Below are 15,871 nucleotides of genomic sequence, written 5' to 3'. Positions count from 1 at the left end.
AAAGAGTGGCCCACGACCGCCAGGAGATGACAAAAAATGCCTTAATACCTAATCTCAGTGCTGGATGACACCACCGGCTCGGGTACCCGGGAGGAAATGGCAGCGATCGACGAGTTCAACGAACACTTGCAGGATCAGGGTCACTGGGTGTTCGCCGGTGGCCTGGCAGCGCCGGCAGCCGCCACCGTTATCGACGCACGCTCCTCCGGCACCGAGCTCACCGACGGCCCGTTCATCGAGTCGAAGGAGTATATGGCTGGCTTATGGATAGTAGAGGCCGACGACGCCGAGGCCGCTTTACGCCTCGCCTCCTTGGGTCCGAAAATGCAATCGCAGAGTCGAATTACGCCCGTTCATGTGACGGCGCGGACACCTGGTGGTCGACGTTGCAACTCAGACTCGGTCACCGCTGACAAGGAGCTTTCAGCGGAGGGCGATGTTGAGACTGATCTATCCGCCTTCGCCAGTCGTGTCCTCAGTGTCCGGCCCCACGGCTCGCCTCAGCCGAGCAACGATGGTCGAGGCCAGCGCGGCGACAAAGACCACGCTGAAGCTGACGGTGAGGACCATCACTGCGCGACTGATTTGGCCGGTCGGGTGAATGTCGCCGTAGCCGACGGTCGCCATGGTGATCACGGTGAAGTAGAGCGCGTCGGTACGGGTCTCCAGGCCCTCAAACTGCCCTTGCACCGTGATGGCAAGCATGAAAAAGACGATCGACAGTGTCATCACTGCACCGATCAGGACCAGAATCAGCCGTCCGACTGGATCGCTGGCGCGCTTGAGTTGCCGCACGATCAGCACGGCAAGGAGGGCGAGGACGGCACACAGCAGGCCGACGCGGACCCACAGTGATCGGTCGTCTTCGAGCGGGACGATGTAGTAGGCCAGCGTCATCAAGACGGTGCCGGCCACGTCCACGCGGGGTGGTCAAGCAGCGGGGTGGACTGGCTGCTCTGCCTGGTTTTAGACACGCTCGCATGCTCCCAGCAGGCGGCGCTCAGCGGCAACCAGACACTAGTGATGGGCCTGCGCCAGTCTCAACCGATCGGCTCGACGTAGACCCAGCGCCCGGCCCGCTGAGCAAAGCGGCTGACCTCGTGCATCACGTCTCCACCGACGGAGGTCCGAAAATGCGCCTTGAACTCCACCGTTGTCCCCTCAGCCGCCACAATCTCCAGCCGCGTCCACGTCAGGTCCGGGCTCGTCGTGACGTCGCTGGGCCGAGTCTTGGGGTGCCACGTCCGAAAGATGTAGTCGAACTCGCCCCGCGCATACGCACAGTAGCGCGATCGCATCAGTTGTTCTGGCGTTCTGCCGCGGCTTCGCCGAGGTGAAGTGGCTGGCAGCAGTCGCTGTAGGCGTCTTTGCTGCCACAAGGGCAAGGTGAAGAGAACACCCAATGAGTATGCCGTGGGCTGGGGCACAGGGATAATGGCCGCCATGACTCAACACGCGTCGACTGATACAAGCGCCGAGCCCACCGTGCAGACCTTTGACCTCATCGTGATTGGCGGTGGACGCGCTGGGGCGCTCGCCATGGCCGCCGCCAACGCCGGCCAGCGGGTGGCGCTCATCGAGCGAGACAAGCTTGGCGGCACCTGCCCCAACCGTGGCTGCATCCCCTCGAAGATGCTGATCGGTTTTGCCGAGACCGGCTGGCACGTGCAGCACGCAGCCCAGCACTTCATCGACGCCGAGTTCAACGGCGCCAACCTCGACGAGATCTTTGACAGCGTCAACACCTCCGTCGCAGCCGTCGACCCTGGCACCGAGAAGCGTGTTGAGGCCTCGGCCGCGCACCTGTTCCGCGGCGAGGCACGCTTCGGCGACACAAAGACGTTGCAGGTCAATGGCCTGTAACTGACCGCCGACAAGATCGTGATTGGCACTGGCTCTAGCCCCGTCACTCCGGGCTATGAAGACCTGCCGATCTGGACCAGCGCCCACCTGTTCCCGATGGGCAGCACGCCACCCAAGAGCGTGATGATCATTGGTGGCGGCTTCATCGGCGGCGAAATTGGCTCATTCTTTGCTGGCGTCGGCGTCCAGACCTCCCTCTTTGTTCGCGGCGATGGTCTGTTGGCGCGCGAAGACGCCGATATCGAAGAGGTGTTTACGGCCGAGTTCACCAAGAACATCGAGACGCACTTCAACTCAGAGTTGGCCGACCTCACCCACGACGGCAGCGAATTCACCGCGACATTCACGGTCGACGGTGAACCCCAGAGTTTCACCGCAGAGCGCGTTGTCTTTGCGATTGGCCGCAAGCCCAACACGGCAGATCTCGACCTTGAGCAGACTGGCCTAGCGGCCAACGCCCGTGGCTTCCTCCCCGTCGACGAGAACCTAGAGACGGCAGTCGAAGGCATTTACGCCCTGGGCGACGTCAATGGCCGATACATGCTGCAGCACGCCGCCACCTATGAGGCTAGCTATCTGCAGAAACGCCTGATCGACGGAGCGCAGGGCCCGATCGATGACCTGAAGATCCCACACGCGGTCTTTTCCCGACCCGAGATTGCGGGTGTTGGTGCCACCGAGCAGGAGCTCAAGGACGCGGGCACCCCATACGTCGCCGTATTCGGGAACTGGGCCGCCAGCGCGCGGGCACGGTCGGCCCGTGTCGACTACCAGCGCACCAAGTTGTTGGTCTCCTCGGCCGACTACTCGATCCTGGGCTGCCACTTCATTGGCCCCGAGGCTTCGACGATGCTGCACCAGATCTTGATGCTCATTCACCTCAACAACGACGTCCGCGAGTTGACGACCACGGTCTACATTCACCCCGCGCTCAACGAGGTTGTCCTCGCTGCCGCGAGGTTGTCCTCGCTGCCGCGAGGTTGTCCTCGCTGCCGCGAGGTCGGCCGTGGCGAAGGTTGCTGAACACAACGCAGGCGAAGACAACAACAAGGAGAGCTAAGCATGAGTGGTGTCCTAGTCCTCGGCGGCACGCAGTTTGTCGGAAAGCACCTGGTCGAGCACCTGCTCGCGCTCGACCTGGAGGTCACGCTGTGCAACCGGGGCAAGTCCGACCCCGGTGCCTACCCTCAGTTGCCCAGGTTGGTGGGCGACCGAGACGGCGACATGTCCGCCATCGCCGGGGACTGGGACACCGTTTATGACGTTTCGGGCTACACCCCGGCTCAACTGGAAAACTCTGCTCAGCACCTCAACCCCGAGGTCCACTACGTATTCGTTTCCACCGTCAGCGTCTACTCCGACTTGTCGGTCGGTGGGGTCAACGAAGAGTCGCCCGTGCATCAGACGCCGCTGGGTGAGATCTCCGAAGACCCTGTCACCGCCTACGGCGAGTTGAAGTCCCTGGGTGAAGACGTGATCCGGCAGCGGTTCGCGAACCACACGATCATCCGCCCAGGCATCATTGCTGGGGCAGACGACCCCACGGATCGGGTGACTTATTGGGCATCGCGGTTCGCTGAGCGCGGCGCGCACGTGATCCCGAGCGAGGCCGACAACAGCGCGATTCAGTTCACCGATGTCCGTGACCTGGGTGCTTTCATGGCGGCCGTGCATGGAGTTCCGCTGCGTCGAGCGCTCAACATCGTCGGTCTGCCGACAACCCTCGGCGCCTTCGTTGATGAGGTCGTCGCAACATCCGGCAGTGGGGCTACGCGCGCCGAGTTCACCCCCGCTCAGCTAGCCGAGCTTGAGGTGAAGCCGTGGAAGGACCTGCCGATGTGGCTGCCGATTGACGAGCCAGACCGTGCAGGCTTGTTCGCCGTGGATGGGTCCGCGGCACGCAGCCTCGGCCTGGTCAACCGGCCATTCGCTGAGACGATCCAGGCGATCAACGAGTGGGTGGACCGCGAGCGGATGCTGTTTGACCCCAAAGTCGGCCTAACTGCCGTCCGCGAGCAGGAGTTGCTGGCTAAGCCTCTCTAGCCGTTCGCTCCAAAGTCGAGCGGTAGGCCTCCCACCACTCCTGGCTCTTACCCGGCATGTTGGGGCTCGACTCCCAACTCCCGTTTGGCCGTCGATCATTTCGCGGATGATGTCCGCGTGCCCAGCGTGCCGATGAGTTTCAGTGGCCACATGGACCAAGAGCCGTTCAAGAGTGACGTCGCCGTTGTCCCACCAGGGGACATGGCCCATGGTGTCCAAGTCCATCGACTCGATCGCGTCATCCACGAGTGACCACACCTTGCGATAGAGGTCGACGATCTCCTCGGTGGTCTCCCCGGGTGCGGCCCACATGTCCTCGTTGACCTCACCCTCTTCTTTCATCCAATCGGGGCGGTCATCAAACGGTCGGTCGAAGCAGCCGAGGAAATATTCACCCTCGATGCCTGCCATGTGTTTGACCAGGCCGATCAGGTTAGTGCCGGTTGCTGTCATGGGGCGACGTATTCGGACAGACCCTCAAGCTTCCACATCAGGGCATCGCGCCCCATTTGCAGATACTTGACCAGAGTGGCCTTGTGCTCCGCGCTCATGCGTCAGCCTTCAATGCATACGTCAGCAGCGCATTGCCCTTTTCGGTGACCAAGTGATCGATCAGCGTCAGCCGGGTGACTGGGGTGATCTCCTCGGTGAGCCGTTTGCCCTCGCCCACGAGCACCGGGTGGATCATCAACGTGATCTTGGCGAGCACCCCGGCCAACAAGAGTTGGCGAACCACCGAGAGGCTGCCGGCCACGTTGATTTCGCCCCTTCTTGTTGCTTCAACTCACGGACAAACTCCACGAGGTCACCCTCGATCAACTCGGAGTTTTTCCACTCCAGCGGGGCGCTCAGCGATGTCGACGCGACGTACTTCTTGATCGGGTTGATGTAGTCCTTGAAGTCATCTTCGGCGCTCGGCCAATAGGCGGACCACTCGTCATACATCTGGCGGCCCAAGATGACGGTGTCGCTCTTCGGCAACTCGGTCATCATCAACTCGCCCAGTCCGTCATCGAACTGGTCGAACTGCCAACCACCTGGGTTTTCCAGGACGCCATCGACGGAAGCAAATAAAGAAGCAGAAACGGTGCGCATTCCAGCACAATAGACCCGATGACCGACAAGCCAGCCGCCAAACTCACCATCAGAGATGCCACGAGCGACGATGCGCAGGCCTGTGCCCAGATCTACCGGCCTTATGTGCTCGACACGACGATCACCTTTGAACTAGTGCCTCCATCGCCGCCCGAGTTTGCCGAGCGCATCGCAAATGCCCAGGTCAAGCACCTGTGGTTGGTGGCTGAGGCAAACGAAGGGCCGCAGGCGGGGAGATCGTTGGCTATGCCTACGCCGGCACCTATCGACCCCGTGCGGCGTACGGCTTCACCTGTGAGACCAGCGTCTATTTAGACATAATTGCAGGTGGGCGAGGCTACGGGCGAGAGTTGTATGCCGAACTGCTCAGCTGCCTCGGCGCGATGGGCTACCGCCAGGCCGTTGCGGGGATGACGATGCCTAATGACGCCAGCCAACGCCTGCATACCTCGTTGGGGTTTGAACCCATCGAGGTCTTCCGCAAGGTGGGCTACAAATTTGATGACTGGCGAGACGTAGCTTGGGCCCAGTGCGAGTTGCACTGAGCCCAAGCGTTGATCGACGGCGGTGCCGACTAGTTGCTACCTACCGGCGGTTGGCCTGGTAGTACTCAATGAGCGCCTTGGTCGAAGCGTCCTGGTTGGCCAGTGCTTCAGCGTCACCCTCGATCGCCGGAGCGATCTGCAGGGCCAACTGCTTGCCCAACTCCACGCCCCACTGGTCAAAGGAGTTGATGCCCCAGATGACGCCCTGGACAAAGGTGATGTGCTCGTATAAGCCCACCAACTGACCCAGGACGCGTGGGGTCAGCGAGTCGGCAAAGATCGACGTGGTGGGTCGGTTGCCCTCAAAGGTGCGAGCAGCAACGAGTGCGCCCTCGGTGCCTTCGGCCTCTACCTCTTCGGCCGTCTTGCCGAACGCCAGCGCCTTGGTCTGTGCCAAGAAGTTGGCCAAGAACAGGCCGTGCACGTCGCGGCCATCGTCTTGGCTTGGGTAGGCCGGGTTCACAAAGGCGATGAAGTCAGCCGGGATTAATTGCGTGCCCTGGTGAATCAACTGGTAGAACGCGTGCTGGCCATTGGTGCCGGGCTCGCCCCAGAAGACTTCGCCAGTCCCCGTGGTGACCGGGCTGCCGTCCCAGCGCACTGACTTGCCGTTCGACTCCATCGTCAACTGCTGCAGGTAGGCAGCAAAGCGGTGCAACTGCTGCGCATACGGCAACACTGCGTGTGACTGAGCGTCGAGGAAGTTGGTGTACCAAACGTTCAAGACGCCCATCAGCACGGGCACGTTCTGCGCCAGTGGGGTCTCACCCATGTGGACGTCCACGTCGTGGAAACCAGCCAGCAACTCGCGGAAATTGTCCGGCCCAAGCGTGATCTCCAGCGACAGCCCGATGGCGGAGTCGACGGAGTAACGGCCACCAACCCAGTCCCAGAAGCCGAACGCGTTGTCCGGGTTGATGCCGAAGGCTTCGACCTTGTCCAGCGCAGTCGACACGGCGACGAAGTGCTTGGAGACGGCCTCGGTGCGGGAGGCCTCATCGCTGGTGTCGGTGGCGCCGACCGCGGCCAGGCCCTCCCACAGCCAGTCGCGGGCAAGGCGTGCGTTGGTCAGCGTCTCCAACGTCGTGAACGTCTTGGACGCGACGATAAACATGGTGGTCTCGGGGTCGAGATCCTCGGTCTTTTGCGCCATGTCGGTCGGGTCGATGTTGGAGACAAACGAGCCTCGATGCCAGCGTCGGCATACGGCTTGAGTGCTTCATAAATCGTGACGGGACCCAGGTCAGAGCCGCCGATGCCGATGTTGACGACGTGGGTGACCTTCTTGCCGGTGACGCCGACCCACTCGCCCGAGCGGACACCGTCAGCGAATTTGCCCATGTCATCGAGGACCGACTGCACGTCTTCGTCGATCTTCTGGCCTTCGACAACCAACTCCGGCGTTGCCCCTGCCGGACGGCGCAGAGCAGTGTGCAAAACCGCGCGGTCCTCGGTGGTGTTGATGTGCTCACCGGCCAACATTGCGGCGTACCGCTCGGCAACGCCAGTCTGCTCGGCGACCTTAACCAACGAGGCCAGGATTTCGTCGGTGACCAGGCTCTTTGACAGGTCAACGTGCAAGTCGGCCAGAGTGAAGGTGAACTTCTCCACGCGATCGGGATCGTTAGCGAACCATCCCCGTAAATCGGGCGTGAACGACGACTTCTGGGCGGTCAGTTCGGCCCAGGCTTCGGTAGTGGTGACATCAACTGGTGAGCTCATGAGTGCAACCCTAGCGGTGAGGACCGACACGGGGAATGGTGCTGCGGGGCTGGGGAGTCGAAGTTCAGTCTTCGTCGCCGTGGTGGTCGAAGTTGCTGACGTTGAGTCGCCAATAGCCATCAACATCCCAGTTGGCGCGGTCCAGTCCAGCCTCATCGGCCAAATAGTGGCGGATCGGTTTGATCGAGCCGGCCTCGCCAGCGGCCCATACGTAGCCGTCCAGATTTGGCATCTCATGGCCGCGCACGGCCTCCGCCAACTTTGTCGTCGTGCCGGCTGCAGCGCCATCGCGGTGCAGCCAGGTCACCGTGAGGTCGGCCGCGGAATGCAGCGTGATCTCTGCGTCAGCATTCGCCACCTCGATGTATGCGTGGGCAGAGGTCTCAGGCCGCAACTCACCTACCCAGCGCCCGAGGGCTGGCAGCGAGGTCTCATCGGCTGCGAAGACATACCAATCGAAGACGTCCTTGACCACCATGGATCCACGCGGGCCAAGGCAACCGAGTTGGTCACCGCGCTTGGCCGTTTGGGCCCAGCGACCGGCGATCCCGTGATCGTGCAGCACAAAGTCGATATCGAGGAATGGCTCGACTCGGTTTAACTCGCGGATCGTGTAGTCGCGCACCGCCAGGTCTTGAATGCCCGTGCCGGGAGTCGGCAACTTGGGGTGCCATCCGCATTCCAGTCAAAAAGGAGCTTGACGTGGTCCTTTGCTGAGGCGGTGGGCAGATCCCGCAGGTCATCGCCACCGAATCGGATCCGGACCATCTGGTCTGCCAGGGGTATGACGGACTCAACGGTGATGGCCCTGGGGCGAATCTCGTGCCCAATACGGGCCGACTTCGCGTCTTCGGCAACGATCTGCATGCACACTCCATTTAGAACAGGTGGATCTTATCTAAATAGAAACGCTATCACCAGAGACGCCCATAGCCGTCGCCAGCGTGGATACGTCACGGTCACTTAGCTGCACTAAGCCCAGCCGCAGTTGGTATCCCCAGTTGCGCGCCGCAGTGAGATCGAGGTGATCCTTGACCTCAGCGAGCGGCGTCGGGGTGACGCTGGCGTATTTAATGCGCCGACGATATGGCTGGAGTGAGAGCTCATCGGCTTGCCATATCTCATCGTCAGAGACCGTACCAAAGGCCGTGAACTGCTGCAGTTTTGCCTTTCCAGCGCGCTCCTGGGTCGGGCAGTAGTAGATCAAGGTGTCGCCGGCCTTCAATCGCGCCAGTGGTCCACGTTTGCCATGGCCAATCTGGCCAATCCCCATTTTGACGCCCCGTTGCGCGTGATCTGCCGAAATAATCCCAAGCCATCCCGTCATGAGTTGGGTATGTCTAGGGGGTCTGACAGGCCTGTTCGCTCCCGGTGTTTGCCCAGCATTTCGTGGGTATGTCAGTGCGCTCGTTAGTCTGTGGGTATGGACTTGTGTGAGATGGAGATTGGTCGATGAGCGGCGGACTTGTCGCCCTGCTCGATGACGTTGCGGCGATCGCCAAGATTGCGGCTGCTTCAATCGACGATGTGGGTGCGGCAGCGGGCCGGGCTAGCTCGAAGGCGATCGGTGTTGTTGTTGACGATGCAGCGGTGACGCCGCGCTATGTCGACGGCTTCGCGGCCAAGCGCGAGCTGCCGATGATCAAAAAGATCGCGATCGGCTCCATCCGCAACAAATTGCTGATCATCCTGCCGATCATCATGCTGCTGAGTCAGTTTGCGCCGTGGGCGTTGACTCCGATCCTCATGCTGGGTGGCACGTTCCTCTGCTATGAGGGCGCTGAAAAGCTTTGGGAAAAATTCGGCCCTGGCCACCACGGCACCGAAGAAGTGAAGACGCCGGTCATCGAGAAGGGCCCCGAGCACGAAGACAAGATGGTCTCGGGTGCCATCCGCACTGACCTCATCTTGTCGGCAGAGATCATGGTGATTTCGCTCAACGAAGTTGCCGACGAGCCGTTCTTTTCGCGATTGGCCATCATGGTCTTGGTTGCGCTGGGCATCACTGCGTTGGTTTATGGCGCAGTGGGCTTGATCGTCAAGATGGACGACATCGGCCTCGCGCTCAGCCAGCGCTCCTCTGAGTTTTCCCAAAGGTCGGCCGCGGCCTGGTCAAGGCAATGCCTGCGGTGATGAAGGGGCTCTCAACGATTGGCGTCGCAGCCATGTTGTGGGTGGGTGGCCACATCGTGCTTGTTGGCATTGATGAGTTGGGGTGGCACGTTCTCTACGACGCAGTGCACCACCTAGAAGAAATGGTGCACGCAGCCACCGGTGCGCTTGGCGGCTTCTTGGGTTGGCTGACCAACACGGTCGCCTCGGCCATCCTCGGACTCATTGTCGGTGCGGTCGTCGTGGCAGTCATGCACCTGATCCCGCGCAAGGACAAGGCTGAAGCCAAGCACGACGCGTAACTGAAGACGTCACAAGGCCCCGCCGCGGGGTGGCTTGGGTGGCTTGCCGCCCTTACGGACCTTGTCCATGTTCGCTCCATGGGCAAATTCGGGTGTCGGATCCGAAGCGGTCCACCTTCGCGATTCCGGGCGCCTTGCCCGTTGAACTGTGAGCCGCTGAGGTCGGCGAAGTCAGCGCAACGAAGGTTGTTGACCTCTAGGCCTTCGTCCACGGTGATCGCGGTGGCGACCAATGGCCCGATGCATTCGACATCAATAATGTCGAGAGGCACCCTGCCTCCACGTCATACCCCTGGCGACGACTGGCCGCCAGCGCGTCATCTATGACAGCGGCACAGGCATCCACGCCGATCAGTGCCACCTCGGGGTCAGGGTGGCGGGTCAGCTCCGCGGCCTCAGTGGCTTGGGCGCAGTTCCGCGCGGCGAAGATCCTGAATGCCGATGGGTGCGACCGGATCATCTGCCGCTATCTATGTGAATCTAGTTTCAGACAATAGGTGCAAATATGGCTATAGCGCTCAGGGATTCGTAGTGTCAGGCATGGCCCCTAGACTTATGGCGCAAACCAAAGAGAGAGGGGCCCGCGAATGCTGGAACACGAAGATGGCTACAACAGGCGTCGACGCTTCATCGCCATTGTGCTGATCGTTGCCCTCACGCTGCCCGTTCCCGCGATCATTTACGCCCTGTATTTCAACTGAAGCTAAGGAACCATGGCAGACCCAAACCTTTCCATGAACCTTCCTGCAGATGTTCCCAGCCCGCAGGCCGAAGCAATTCGTGAGTTGCTCGGCACCCTCCCCGAACACCGGCAGACCACGTTCGTGCTCCGCGCTCGGCGCTGGTGGCCCACATTGGTGTCGGGGCTGTCGATTTACCCCGACCCGGAGGCTGCGGCCGGCCGGGCGTTGGAGCTAGCAGCCGGGCCTTTGCGGAGCGCAGCGACGATCTGCATGCGCTGGATGAGCGCCGACTCTTAGAGCCTGACTGGTTCCGGCAGGAGACGATGGTTGGGTACGCGGCGTACACCGAGCGGTATGCCGAACCTGGCACTGGTCTCGCCGGAGTGGCCGAAAAGGTTGATCACCTCCGCGGGTTGGGCGTCACGTACCTGCACCTGATGCCGCTCCTCAAGCCTCGGCCAGCGCCAAACGACGGCGGTTATGCGGTGGCGGACTACCGCGCGGTGCGCGAGGACCTGGGGGATATCCAGGACCTGGCCAATCTGACGGGCACATTGCGCGCTAGCGACATCAGTTTGTGCCTTGACCTGGTGCTCAACCACGTAGCCAAAGAGCACGAGTGGGCGCTGAAAGCCAAGCTGGCGACGCGGCCTACCGGGAGTACTTCCATGTCTACGCAGACCGCGAAGAGCCCGACGCATACGAAGCGACCCTGCCTGAGGTCTTCCCCGACTTCGCCCCCGGCAACTTTACCTGGGACGACGAGTTGGAAGGCTGGGTCTGGACGACGTTCAACGACTATCAGTGGGATCTGAACTGGAGCAATCCAGCCGTATTCTGCGAGATGGCCGACGTGATTTTGAACCTGGCCAACCTTGGGGTGGAGGTCCTACGGCTAGACGCGATTGCCTTCATGTGGAAGCGCAAGGGCACTAACTGTCAGAACCAGCCTGAAGTCCACCAAATAACCCAGGCACTGCGAGCCGTCGCCCGGATTGCTGCCCCAGCCGTGGCGTTCAAGGCTGAAGCCATCGTGGGCCCAGGGGACTTGGTGCACTACTTGGGTCGCGGTCAGCACTACGGCAAGGTCAGCGACCTGGCCTATCACAACAGCCTCATGGTCCAGATCTGGTCCATGCTCGCCAGCCGGGACGTCACGCTGGCCGCGCACGCCCTGGCGCAGATCCCCGATATCCCCGGCTCAACGGCGTGGGTCACCTACGCGCGGTGCCACGACGACATTGGCTGGGCGATTGATGACGGCGACGCGGCCGCGGTCCAACTTAACGGGTTTGAGCACCGAGGCTTCTTGTCGGAGTTCTATACCGGCAATTTTGATGGCTCTTTGCTGACGGTTTGGTCTTCCAGCACAACCCGGCAACCGGCGACAAGCGCGTTAGTGGCACCACGGCCAGCCTCTGTGGTGTGGGCCTCGCGGCCGAGGCAGGCGAAGATGGTCGACTCAACGACGCAGTCGGGCGAGTGTTGGTCGCCCACGCACTGATGTTTGGCTGGGGCGGGCTGCCGGTCATCTGGTCTGGTGACGAGATTGGCACGTTGAATGACCCCAACTGGGACAACCTGCCCGAATTTGCCGAAGACAATCGGTGGGCGCATCGCCCAGCGCTCGATTGGGCCGCGGTGCGCGCGCTCGGCGATTACCCCGAATCTCCGGCGGATCGCATCTATCAAGGCATCAGCGCGATGGTGGAGAAGCGGGGCCAGTTGCCACACCTGCACGCGGATGTCCCGGCTCATGCCGTTCCGACGACTGACCGCGGCGTCCTGGGCGTCGTGCGACGACACCCTCTTGGCACCATGGTTGGGCTTTACAACATGACCGAGCACGAGGCATACGTCCCGACCTGGTGGGTTGATGCCCAGGGGGTTGAGCCGCACGCCATGACCGACCATCTCGCTGGCAATGTGCCCGAGGTGACCGAGTTTGAGGACATTAAATTGGCGCCGTATCAGGCGATGTGGCTCACTGCCTGATCAGGTCAAGGAGACAACGTTGGCGATTGAAAGGCACAACCTCGTATGACGTGGGATCTCGTCCGCACCCTGACCTCGCATTGGTGGCTATCGGCGCGTTGATGCTGGTCATCCGGCACAAGGCGCTGCAGAACACGCTGCCACGCAATGGATTTGCTGGTCTGCGCACCAAGGCCTCCAAGCACTGCGAAGCTTGTTGGCAGGCGATGCATCGCACGGCTGCCCCGTGGTTGCTGGCAGGTGCCGTGCAGGCCCTTGTCGGCGCAGCGACGACCGGGATGCTCTATCTGGTGGCCGCAGACCGGGCTGAATACGCGGCTGGGGTCATCGCCTCGGTCGCCTTTGTTGTCTCCGGCATCTTGCTGCTCATCGGCGGCTTCTTAGGCAACCGGGCCGCTTCAGCGGTGAGCGAGCACGTGTAGGGCCCGGATTTCGTCGGCGAACTCCGCCACCGGTCCTTCTGTTGGCACGCCGGGGGCAACCACGCTGATTGGCAGAGGTGCGACGCGCCCGGCTGGCAAGCCAAGATCGCTGAGCCACTGGGTCAATTGAGGCGTGGATGACGCAAAAACAATGCGGCCCAGCCCGACCCACCCATGGGCGGCTGCGCACATCGGGCAATGCTCGCCTGAGGTGTAGACCGTTGCCTCAGCGCGGTCAGCGGGAGCCATATTCGCCCCCGCCCACTGGGCAATCGCCAACTCAGGATGCCGCGTGTGGTCGCCGTCTTTGACCCGGTTTCGGTCTTCAAAGAGCACGAGGCCATCCTTGTCGACGAGCACCGAGCCAGGGGTTCGTCGCCATCCGCGACTGCCTCAGCCGCAAGGTCAACGCAGCGCCGCAGGTGCTGTCGGTCTGTCTCGGTGAATGCCATGCAGTGAGTATGCCTTGGGCTCGATCAGCCGTTGCCGCCGCACACGATGACGGTGATCTCTTCACCCTCTGCAGGCCGGTATGCACCACTCATCAAGGCAGCCAACGCGACTGCTCCACCAGGCTCAGCAGCGATCCGGACCTCATCCCAGAGCCAGGTTTGGGCGGCCCGAATGGCGTCTTCCTCAATGAGCACCGAGATAACCTCAGCGGCCTGAGCCGCGGCAAAGCCCACTTCGCCGATGACGCTGGCACCAAGCGAGTCAGCCGCGAGGCCGCTTGGGTTGACCGGCACGGGCCACCCTGCGGCCAGCGCAGTGTGCATCGTGGGACACCCGTGCGGCTCAACGGCAACGATCTTGCGTTGACCGACAAACCACGAGGACACTCCACCGATCAGTCCACCGCCGCCAACTGCCACCAAGACCGTGCCAGGCCGCGTTTGCTCTTCGATCTCGAGGCCGGTGCTGCCTTGGCCGGTGACAGTGGCCATCGTGTCGTAGGCGTGGATGGCCAACGCGCCGGCCTCCCCAGCCGCAGCCTTGCTGGCTTCCAGTGCCTCCGCATACCGGGTCCCGATTTGATTGACCTGCGCCCCGAGTCGGCCGAGGCGCTCAACCTTGACGGCCGGAGCAGTCGTCGGGACGAATATTCGCGCGGGTATGCCCAGCTCCTGCCCTACGTACGCCACAGCCAAACCATGATTGCCCCCAGATGCCGCCACCAGACTGGTTGGGCGCTCGCTGGCGCTCAGGGCATTGAAGAACGCTCCACGAGGCTTGAATGAGCTCGTGTGCTGTAGCAACTCCAGTTTGAGGGTCACGCCTTGCCCGCTAGGCAGGGTCACGTTGATGACCGGAGTGCGGCGAATGTAGCCCTCGATCAGCGAATGGGCAGCGGTGATCTGCTCACGGGTTGGGAAGTTTGCGGGCATACCGGCGACCATAGAACGCGCCACCGACAACCATCAACACCAGTGCGGTTGTTGCACCGCCGACAATCCATAGGTTGGTCGAGGCGTAGGCGCCGACCGCGACGTAGGCGATGCTGCCGGGGATCATGCCGAGCGCGCTGCCAAAGAAGTAGTCGCGGAAGCGGACACTGGACAGGCCAGCGCCGTAGTTTATCGCGGTGAACGGCACGATCGGGATCAGCCGGAGTGTCAGGATGGCCGTCATCCCATTGCCTTCGAGCACCTTGAGGGCTTTATCGAGCCGGCCAGCACTGAGTTTTCGACGGCCTCGGCACCCAGGCTGCGAGCCAGATAGAACGAAGCGCATGCCCCCACCATGGCGGCGCCCCATGACAAGAGCAGCCCGCCGACCATGCCAAACAGAGTGCCGCCCAAGATGCTGAGCACGGCTTTGGGGACGGGCAACAGGGCGAGCGTCGAATACAGGCCAAAGAACACCAGCGGACCCCATGCCCCTGAGTCGTCCACGTGCTCTTGGATTTCGCCGCTACCTAGGCCGAATGCTTCGACCGCCCACCAGAGGCCCCCGAAGATCACGAGCAGCAGAATCACCTTGAGTCACTGGGTAGAGCGAGGGTCTGACGGCACGCCTCTACTCTCCACCCGGGCCAGCCACCGGGCGTCAATCCTGCGTTTGAGGTGCAGCGGTGCACGGCCAAGCCACCACCACCGGCCGCGCACCGCTAAACCTAGAGTCGCACCCAAATCGATAACTTGCAGCGCGGAACGCTGTGGCTCAAAGGGTTCGTGCGGCTCGCCCACTGCCCGGGCAACTAAGTTGCGCAACAAAACTGGCCCCTGCCTCACCCCATAGACACCAAGCTTGGGCAGCGCGCCAGGCAGGAAGTCGGCAACGTCACCGCACGCATAAATGTCATCGTCATCGCGGTGCTGCAACGTCCCCCGCACCGGTATGCCGTGAGGTCCGCCAAGACCTGCTGGTGCGGGGGACGCGGTGAGGCCGGTGGCGAGAACAGCCAGATCATGGAGGTAAGTCGACCCATCAGTGGTTGTGACCTGATCCGCGTCTAAGGCGGCGACGTGAGAGTTGAGGATGACCTCTACGCCTCGTTTGGCCAGCAGTTTGGCAATGGCGGCGCTGGCCTTGGGTGGCAACGCTGAGGCCAACCTGGGCCCCGCTTCGACCACCCGAACCGTGCGCCCGGTGCTCGCGCTGAGGTTGCCAGCCAATTCCATGGCGGTCGGGCCGCCGCCAACGATGGTGATCATGCGTGCCCGGTCGAGGCGGTTGGTGAGTGTGGCTAACTCATCGAGCGGCTTGATCCGCGTCACCTCTGGCGCGACGTCGATGCTCTCGCTGCTGGCTTGGCTCCCGAGGTTAAGCGACAGGATGTCGTAGGGGATCCGTTGGCTCTCCGCCGTGATGACGACCCGGGCATCTCTATCCACATCCACCATGCGCTCGGCGATGTGATCCACAGCGTGGTTTCTGGCCAAGGCGCTGACATCGATCAGGCCATAGTTTTCAGGCAGGGCCCCGGTCGAGGTGGAAACTGCAACTCCGCTGTAGCGGAAGGAGGTGGGAGCCACGAGCTTGATTAAAAATCCAGCTGCCCGAAGGTCATCGGCGTGCCGCAAGAGGTGGAGGTGTGTGCCCCGCGCCGACCAAGACAAGGCGTTGGGGCGTTGGGTCATCAGGCTGAA

Annotated in this window: 21 protein-coding genes and 5 pseudogenes; 11 read left to right on the top strand and 15 right to left on the bottom strand. The window is 62.1% G+C overall.

Features of this window, described 5'->3' with window-relative positions; all coding sequences use genetic code 11:
- Positions 1 to 96 precede the first annotated feature (96 nt).
- A pseudogene (locus L0A91_RS11485) lies at positions 97 to 273 on the top strand (YciI family protein); the annotation flags it as partial.
- Between the two features lie 177 nt (positions 274 to 450).
- Here the strand turns inward: L0A91_RS11485 and L0A91_RS11480 are convergent.
- The 3 genes from L0A91_RS11480 to L0A91_RS19075 form a co-directional block, all read right to left on the bottom strand.
- A complete protein-coding gene (locus tag L0A91_RS11480) occupies positions 451 to 915 on the bottom strand; it encodes a potassium channel family protein (protein WP_235244555.1) in 465 nt (154 codons plus the stop codon).
- 125 nt (positions 916 to 1,040) lie between these two features.
- Positions 1,041 to 1,298 (bottom strand): YchJ family protein, encoded by a 258-nt coding sequence (locus L0A91_RS11475; RefSeq protein WP_235244554.1) that lies wholly within the window; start codon positions 1,296 to 1,298, stop codon positions 1,041 to 1,043.
- Positions 1,298 to 1,399, bottom strand: a complete 102-nt coding sequence (locus L0A91_RS19075) for an SEC-C metal-binding domain-containing protein (protein ID WP_235244553.1) — start codon at positions 1,397 to 1,399, stop codon at positions 1,298 to 1,300. Before L0A91_RS19075 ends, L0A91_RS11475 begins: the two co-directional genes overlap by 1 nt.
- A 35-nt stretch (positions 1,400 to 1,434) precedes the next feature.
- Here L0A91_RS19075 and L0A91_RS11465 point away from each other — a divergent pair.
- From L0A91_RS11465 to L0A91_RS11455, 3 genes and pseudogenes are all read left to right on the top strand, one after another.
- A pseudogene (locus L0A91_RS11465) lies at positions 1,435 to 2,373 on the top strand (FAD-dependent oxidoreductase); the annotation flags it as partial.
- 30 nt (positions 2,374 to 2,403) lie between these two features.
- Positions 2,404 to 2,886, top strand: coding sequence for a hypothetical protein (locus L0A91_RS11460; protein WP_235246610.1), 483 nt, complete (start codon positions 2,404 to 2,406; stop codon positions 2,884 to 2,886).
- Positions 2,887 to 2,925: 39 nt separating this feature from the next.
- The gene (locus L0A91_RS11455) at positions 2,926 to 3,906 is read left to right on the top strand and encodes an SDR family oxidoreductase (protein ID WP_235244552.1); all 981 of its coding nucleotides are present in this window, start codon (positions 2,926 to 2,928) and stop codon (positions 3,904 to 3,906) included.
- Here L0A91_RS11455 and L0A91_RS11450 read toward each other — a convergent pair.
- The 3 genes from L0A91_RS11450 to L0A91_RS11445 all read right to left on the bottom strand — a co-directional run bounded on the left by L0A91_RS11450 (position 3,862) and on the right by L0A91_RS11445 (position 5,001).
- On the bottom strand, positions 3,862 to 4,359 hold the full coding sequence (locus L0A91_RS11450; RefSeq protein ID WP_235244551.1) for a DinB family protein: 498 nt from the start codon (positions 4,357 to 4,359) through the stop codon (positions 3,862 to 3,864). The genes L0A91_RS11455 and L0A91_RS11450 overlap by 45 nt on opposite strands.
- A gap of 94 nt (positions 4,360 to 4,453) precedes the next feature.
- Positions 4,454 to 4,615, bottom strand: a complete 162-nt coding sequence (locus L0A91_RS19955) for a hypothetical protein (protein ID WP_397333714.1) — start codon at positions 4,613 to 4,615, stop codon at positions 4,454 to 4,456.
- Entirely contained in the window at positions 4,594 to 5,001 is a 408-nt protein-coding gene (locus tag L0A91_RS11445) for a dihydrofolate reductase family protein (protein ID WP_397333713.1), read from the bottom strand. The genes L0A91_RS19955 and L0A91_RS11445 overlap by 22 nt, the downstream gene beginning before the upstream one ends.
- An 18-nt stretch (positions 5,002 to 5,019) precedes the next feature.
- Here L0A91_RS11445 and L0A91_RS11440 point away from each other — a divergent pair, with 18 nt between their 5' ends.
- Together L0A91_RS11440 and L0A91_RS11435 are read left to right on the top strand one after the other, a co-directional pair.
- On the top strand, positions 5,020 to 5,316 hold the full coding sequence (locus L0A91_RS11440) for a GNAT family N-acetyltransferase (RefSeq protein ID WP_235244550.1): 297 nt from the start codon (positions 5,020 to 5,022) through the stop codon (positions 5,314 to 5,316).
- Positions 5,238 to 5,546: a GNAT family N-acetyltransferase gene (locus L0A91_RS11435; RefSeq protein ID WP_235246609.1), complete on the top strand. Its 309-nt coding sequence runs from the start codon at positions 5,238 to 5,240 to the stop codon at positions 5,544 to 5,546. Before L0A91_RS11440 ends, L0A91_RS11435 begins: the two co-directional genes overlap by 79 nt.
- Before the next feature lie 40 nt (positions 5,547 to 5,586).
- Here L0A91_RS11435 and pgi read toward each other — a convergent pair.
- The 4 genes and pseudogenes from pgi to L0A91_RS11415 form a co-directional block, all read right to left on the bottom strand.
- Positions 5,587 to 7,268 (bottom strand): annotated as a pseudogene (pgi, locus tag L0A91_RS11430) (glucose-6-phosphate isomerase).
- 64 nt (positions 7,269 to 7,332) lie between these two features.
- The gene (locus L0A91_RS11425; RefSeq protein ID WP_397333712.1) at positions 7,333 to 7,893 is read right to left on the bottom strand and encodes a siderophore-interacting protein; all 561 of its coding nucleotides are present in this window, start codon (positions 7,891 to 7,893) and stop codon (positions 7,333 to 7,335) included.
- Positions 7,866 to 8,135 carry a siderophore-interacting protein gene (locus L0A91_RS19950; RefSeq protein ID WP_397333711.1) on the bottom strand — a complete coding sequence of 90 codons (270 nt, stop codon included), beginning with the start codon at positions 8,133 to 8,135 and terminating at the stop codon, positions 7,866 to 7,868. The genes L0A91_RS11425 and L0A91_RS19950 overlap by 28 nt, the downstream gene beginning before the upstream one ends.
- Positions 8,136 to 8,166: 31 nt before the next feature.
- Positions 8,167 to 8,595: an EVE domain-containing protein gene (locus L0A91_RS11415; RefSeq protein WP_235244549.1), complete on the bottom strand. Its 429-nt coding sequence runs from the start codon at positions 8,593 to 8,595 to the stop codon at positions 8,167 to 8,169.
- Between the two features lie 125 nt (positions 8,596 to 8,720).
- On the opposite strand from L0A91_RS11415, the pseudogene L0A91_RS11410 reads away from it, so the two are divergent.
- The 5 genes and pseudogenes from L0A91_RS11410 (at position 8,721) to L0A91_RS11390 (ending at position 12,782) form a co-directional block, all read left to right on the top strand.
- A pseudogene (locus tag L0A91_RS11410) lies at positions 8,721 to 9,682 on the top strand (DUF808 domain-containing protein).
- 713 nt (positions 9,683 to 10,395) lie between these two features.
- On the top strand, positions 10,396 to 10,662 hold the full coding sequence (locus L0A91_RS11405) for a hypothetical protein (RefSeq protein WP_235244548.1): 267 nt from the start codon (positions 10,396 to 10,398) through the stop codon (positions 10,660 to 10,662).
- 26 nt (positions 10,663 to 10,688) lie between these two features.
- A pseudogene (locus L0A91_RS11400) lies at positions 10,689 to 11,869 on the top strand (alpha-amylase family glycosyl hydrolase).
- Complete coding sequence (locus L0A91_RS11395) at positions 11,848 to 12,360, top strand: hypothetical protein (RefSeq protein ID WP_235244547.1); 513 nt, start codon at positions 11,848 to 11,850, stop codon at positions 12,358 to 12,360. Before L0A91_RS11400 ends, L0A91_RS11395 begins: the two are co-directional and overlap by 22 nt.
- Before the next feature lie 26 nt (positions 12,361 to 12,386).
- Entirely contained in the window at positions 12,387 to 12,782 is a 396-nt protein-coding gene (locus tag L0A91_RS11390; RefSeq protein WP_235244546.1) for an SdpI family protein, read from the top strand.
- Here the strand turns inward: L0A91_RS11390 and L0A91_RS11385 are convergent.
- The 5 genes from L0A91_RS11385 to L0A91_RS11365 form a co-directional block, all read right to left on the bottom strand.
- Positions 12,759 to 13,142: a nucleoside deaminase gene (locus L0A91_RS11385; RefSeq protein WP_311197799.1), complete on the bottom strand. Its 384-nt coding sequence runs from the start codon at positions 13,140 to 13,142 to the stop codon at positions 12,759 to 12,761. The two genes, L0A91_RS11390 and L0A91_RS11385, sit on opposite strands and share 24 nt — an antisense overlap.
- 116 nt (positions 13,143 to 13,258) lie before the next feature.
- Entirely contained in the window at positions 13,259 to 14,167 is a 909-nt protein-coding gene (locus tag L0A91_RS11380; protein ID WP_235244545.1) for a threonine/serine dehydratase, read from the bottom strand.
- A complete protein-coding gene (locus L0A91_RS11375) occupies positions 14,142 to 14,411 on the bottom strand; it encodes a TVP38/TMEM64 family protein (protein WP_397333710.1) in 270 nt (89 codons plus the stop codon). The genes L0A91_RS11380 and L0A91_RS11375 overlap by 26 nt, the downstream gene beginning before the upstream one ends.
- Positions 14,408 to 14,758, bottom strand: coding sequence for a TVP38/TMEM64 family protein (locus L0A91_RS11370; RefSeq protein ID WP_235244543.1), 351 nt, complete (start codon positions 14,756 to 14,758; stop codon positions 14,408 to 14,410). The genes L0A91_RS11375 and L0A91_RS11370 overlap by 4 nt, the downstream gene beginning before the upstream one ends.
- 6 nt (positions 14,759 to 14,764) lie before the next feature.
- Entirely contained in the window at positions 14,765 to 15,862 is a 1,098-nt protein-coding gene (locus tag L0A91_RS11365; RefSeq protein ID WP_260115203.1) for an NAD(P)/FAD-dependent oxidoreductase, read from the bottom strand.
- Positions 15,863 to 15,871: the final 9 nt, after the last annotated feature.

The organism is Ornithinimicrobium sp. INDO-MA30-4 (assembly GCF_021535045.1).
In the GTDB taxonomy this organism is placed as follows: domain Bacteria; phylum Actinomycetota; class Actinomycetes; order Actinomycetales; family Dermatophilaceae; genus Ornithinicoccus.
Note: the sequence above shows the minus strand (reverse complement) of the source record. Positions and strands in the feature narration are given on the sequence as shown.

Bases quoted from the DNA above. Each gene is read 5' to 3' on its own strand.
- L0A91_RS11455 (WP_235244552.1), top strand. From the start codon at position 2,926: ATGAGTGGTGTCCTAGTCCTCGGCGGCACGCAGTTTGTCGGAAAGCAC.
- L0A91_RS11445 (WP_397333713.1), bottom strand. From the start codon at position 5,001: ATGCGCACCGTTTCTGCTTCTTTATTTGCTTCCGTCGATGGCGTCCTG.
- L0A91_RS11450 (WP_235244551.1), bottom strand. From the start codon at position 4,359: ATGACAGCAACCGGCACTAACCTGATCGGCCTGGTCAAACACATGGCA.
- L0A91_RS11440 (WP_235244550.1), top strand. From the start codon at position 5,020: ATGACCGACAAGCCAGCCGCCAAACTCACCATCAGAGATGCCACGAGC.
- L0A91_RS11375 (WP_397333710.1), bottom strand. From the start codon at position 14,411: ATGACGGCCATCCTGACACTCCGGCTGATCCCGATCGTGCCGTTCACC.
- L0A91_RS11415 (WP_235244549.1), bottom strand. From the start codon at position 8,595: ATGACGGGATGGCTTGGGATTATTTCGGCAGATCACGCGCAACGGGGC.
- L0A91_RS11380 (WP_235244545.1), bottom strand. From the start codon at position 14,167: ATGCCCGCAAACTTCCCAACCCGTGAGCAGATCACCGCTGCCCATTCG.
- L0A91_RS11460 (WP_235246610.1), top strand. From the start codon at position 2,404: ATGCTGCAGCACGCCGCCACCTATGAGGCTAGCTATCTGCAGAAACGC.
- L0A91_RS11365 (WP_260115203.1), bottom strand. From the start codon at position 15,862: ATGACCCAACGCCCCAACGCCTTGTCTTGGTCGGCGCGGGGCACACAC.
- L0A91_RS11405 (WP_235244548.1), top strand. From the start codon at position 10,396: ATGGCAGACCCAAACCTTTCCATGAACCTTCCTGCAGATGTTCCCAGC.
- L0A91_RS19950 (WP_397333711.1), bottom strand. From the start codon at position 8,135: ATGCAGATCGTTGCCGAAGACGCGAAGTCGGCCCGTATTGGGCACGAG.
- L0A91_RS11475 (WP_235244554.1), bottom strand. From the start codon at position 1,298: ATGCGATCGCGCTACTGTGCGTATGCGCGGGGCGAGTTCGACTACATC.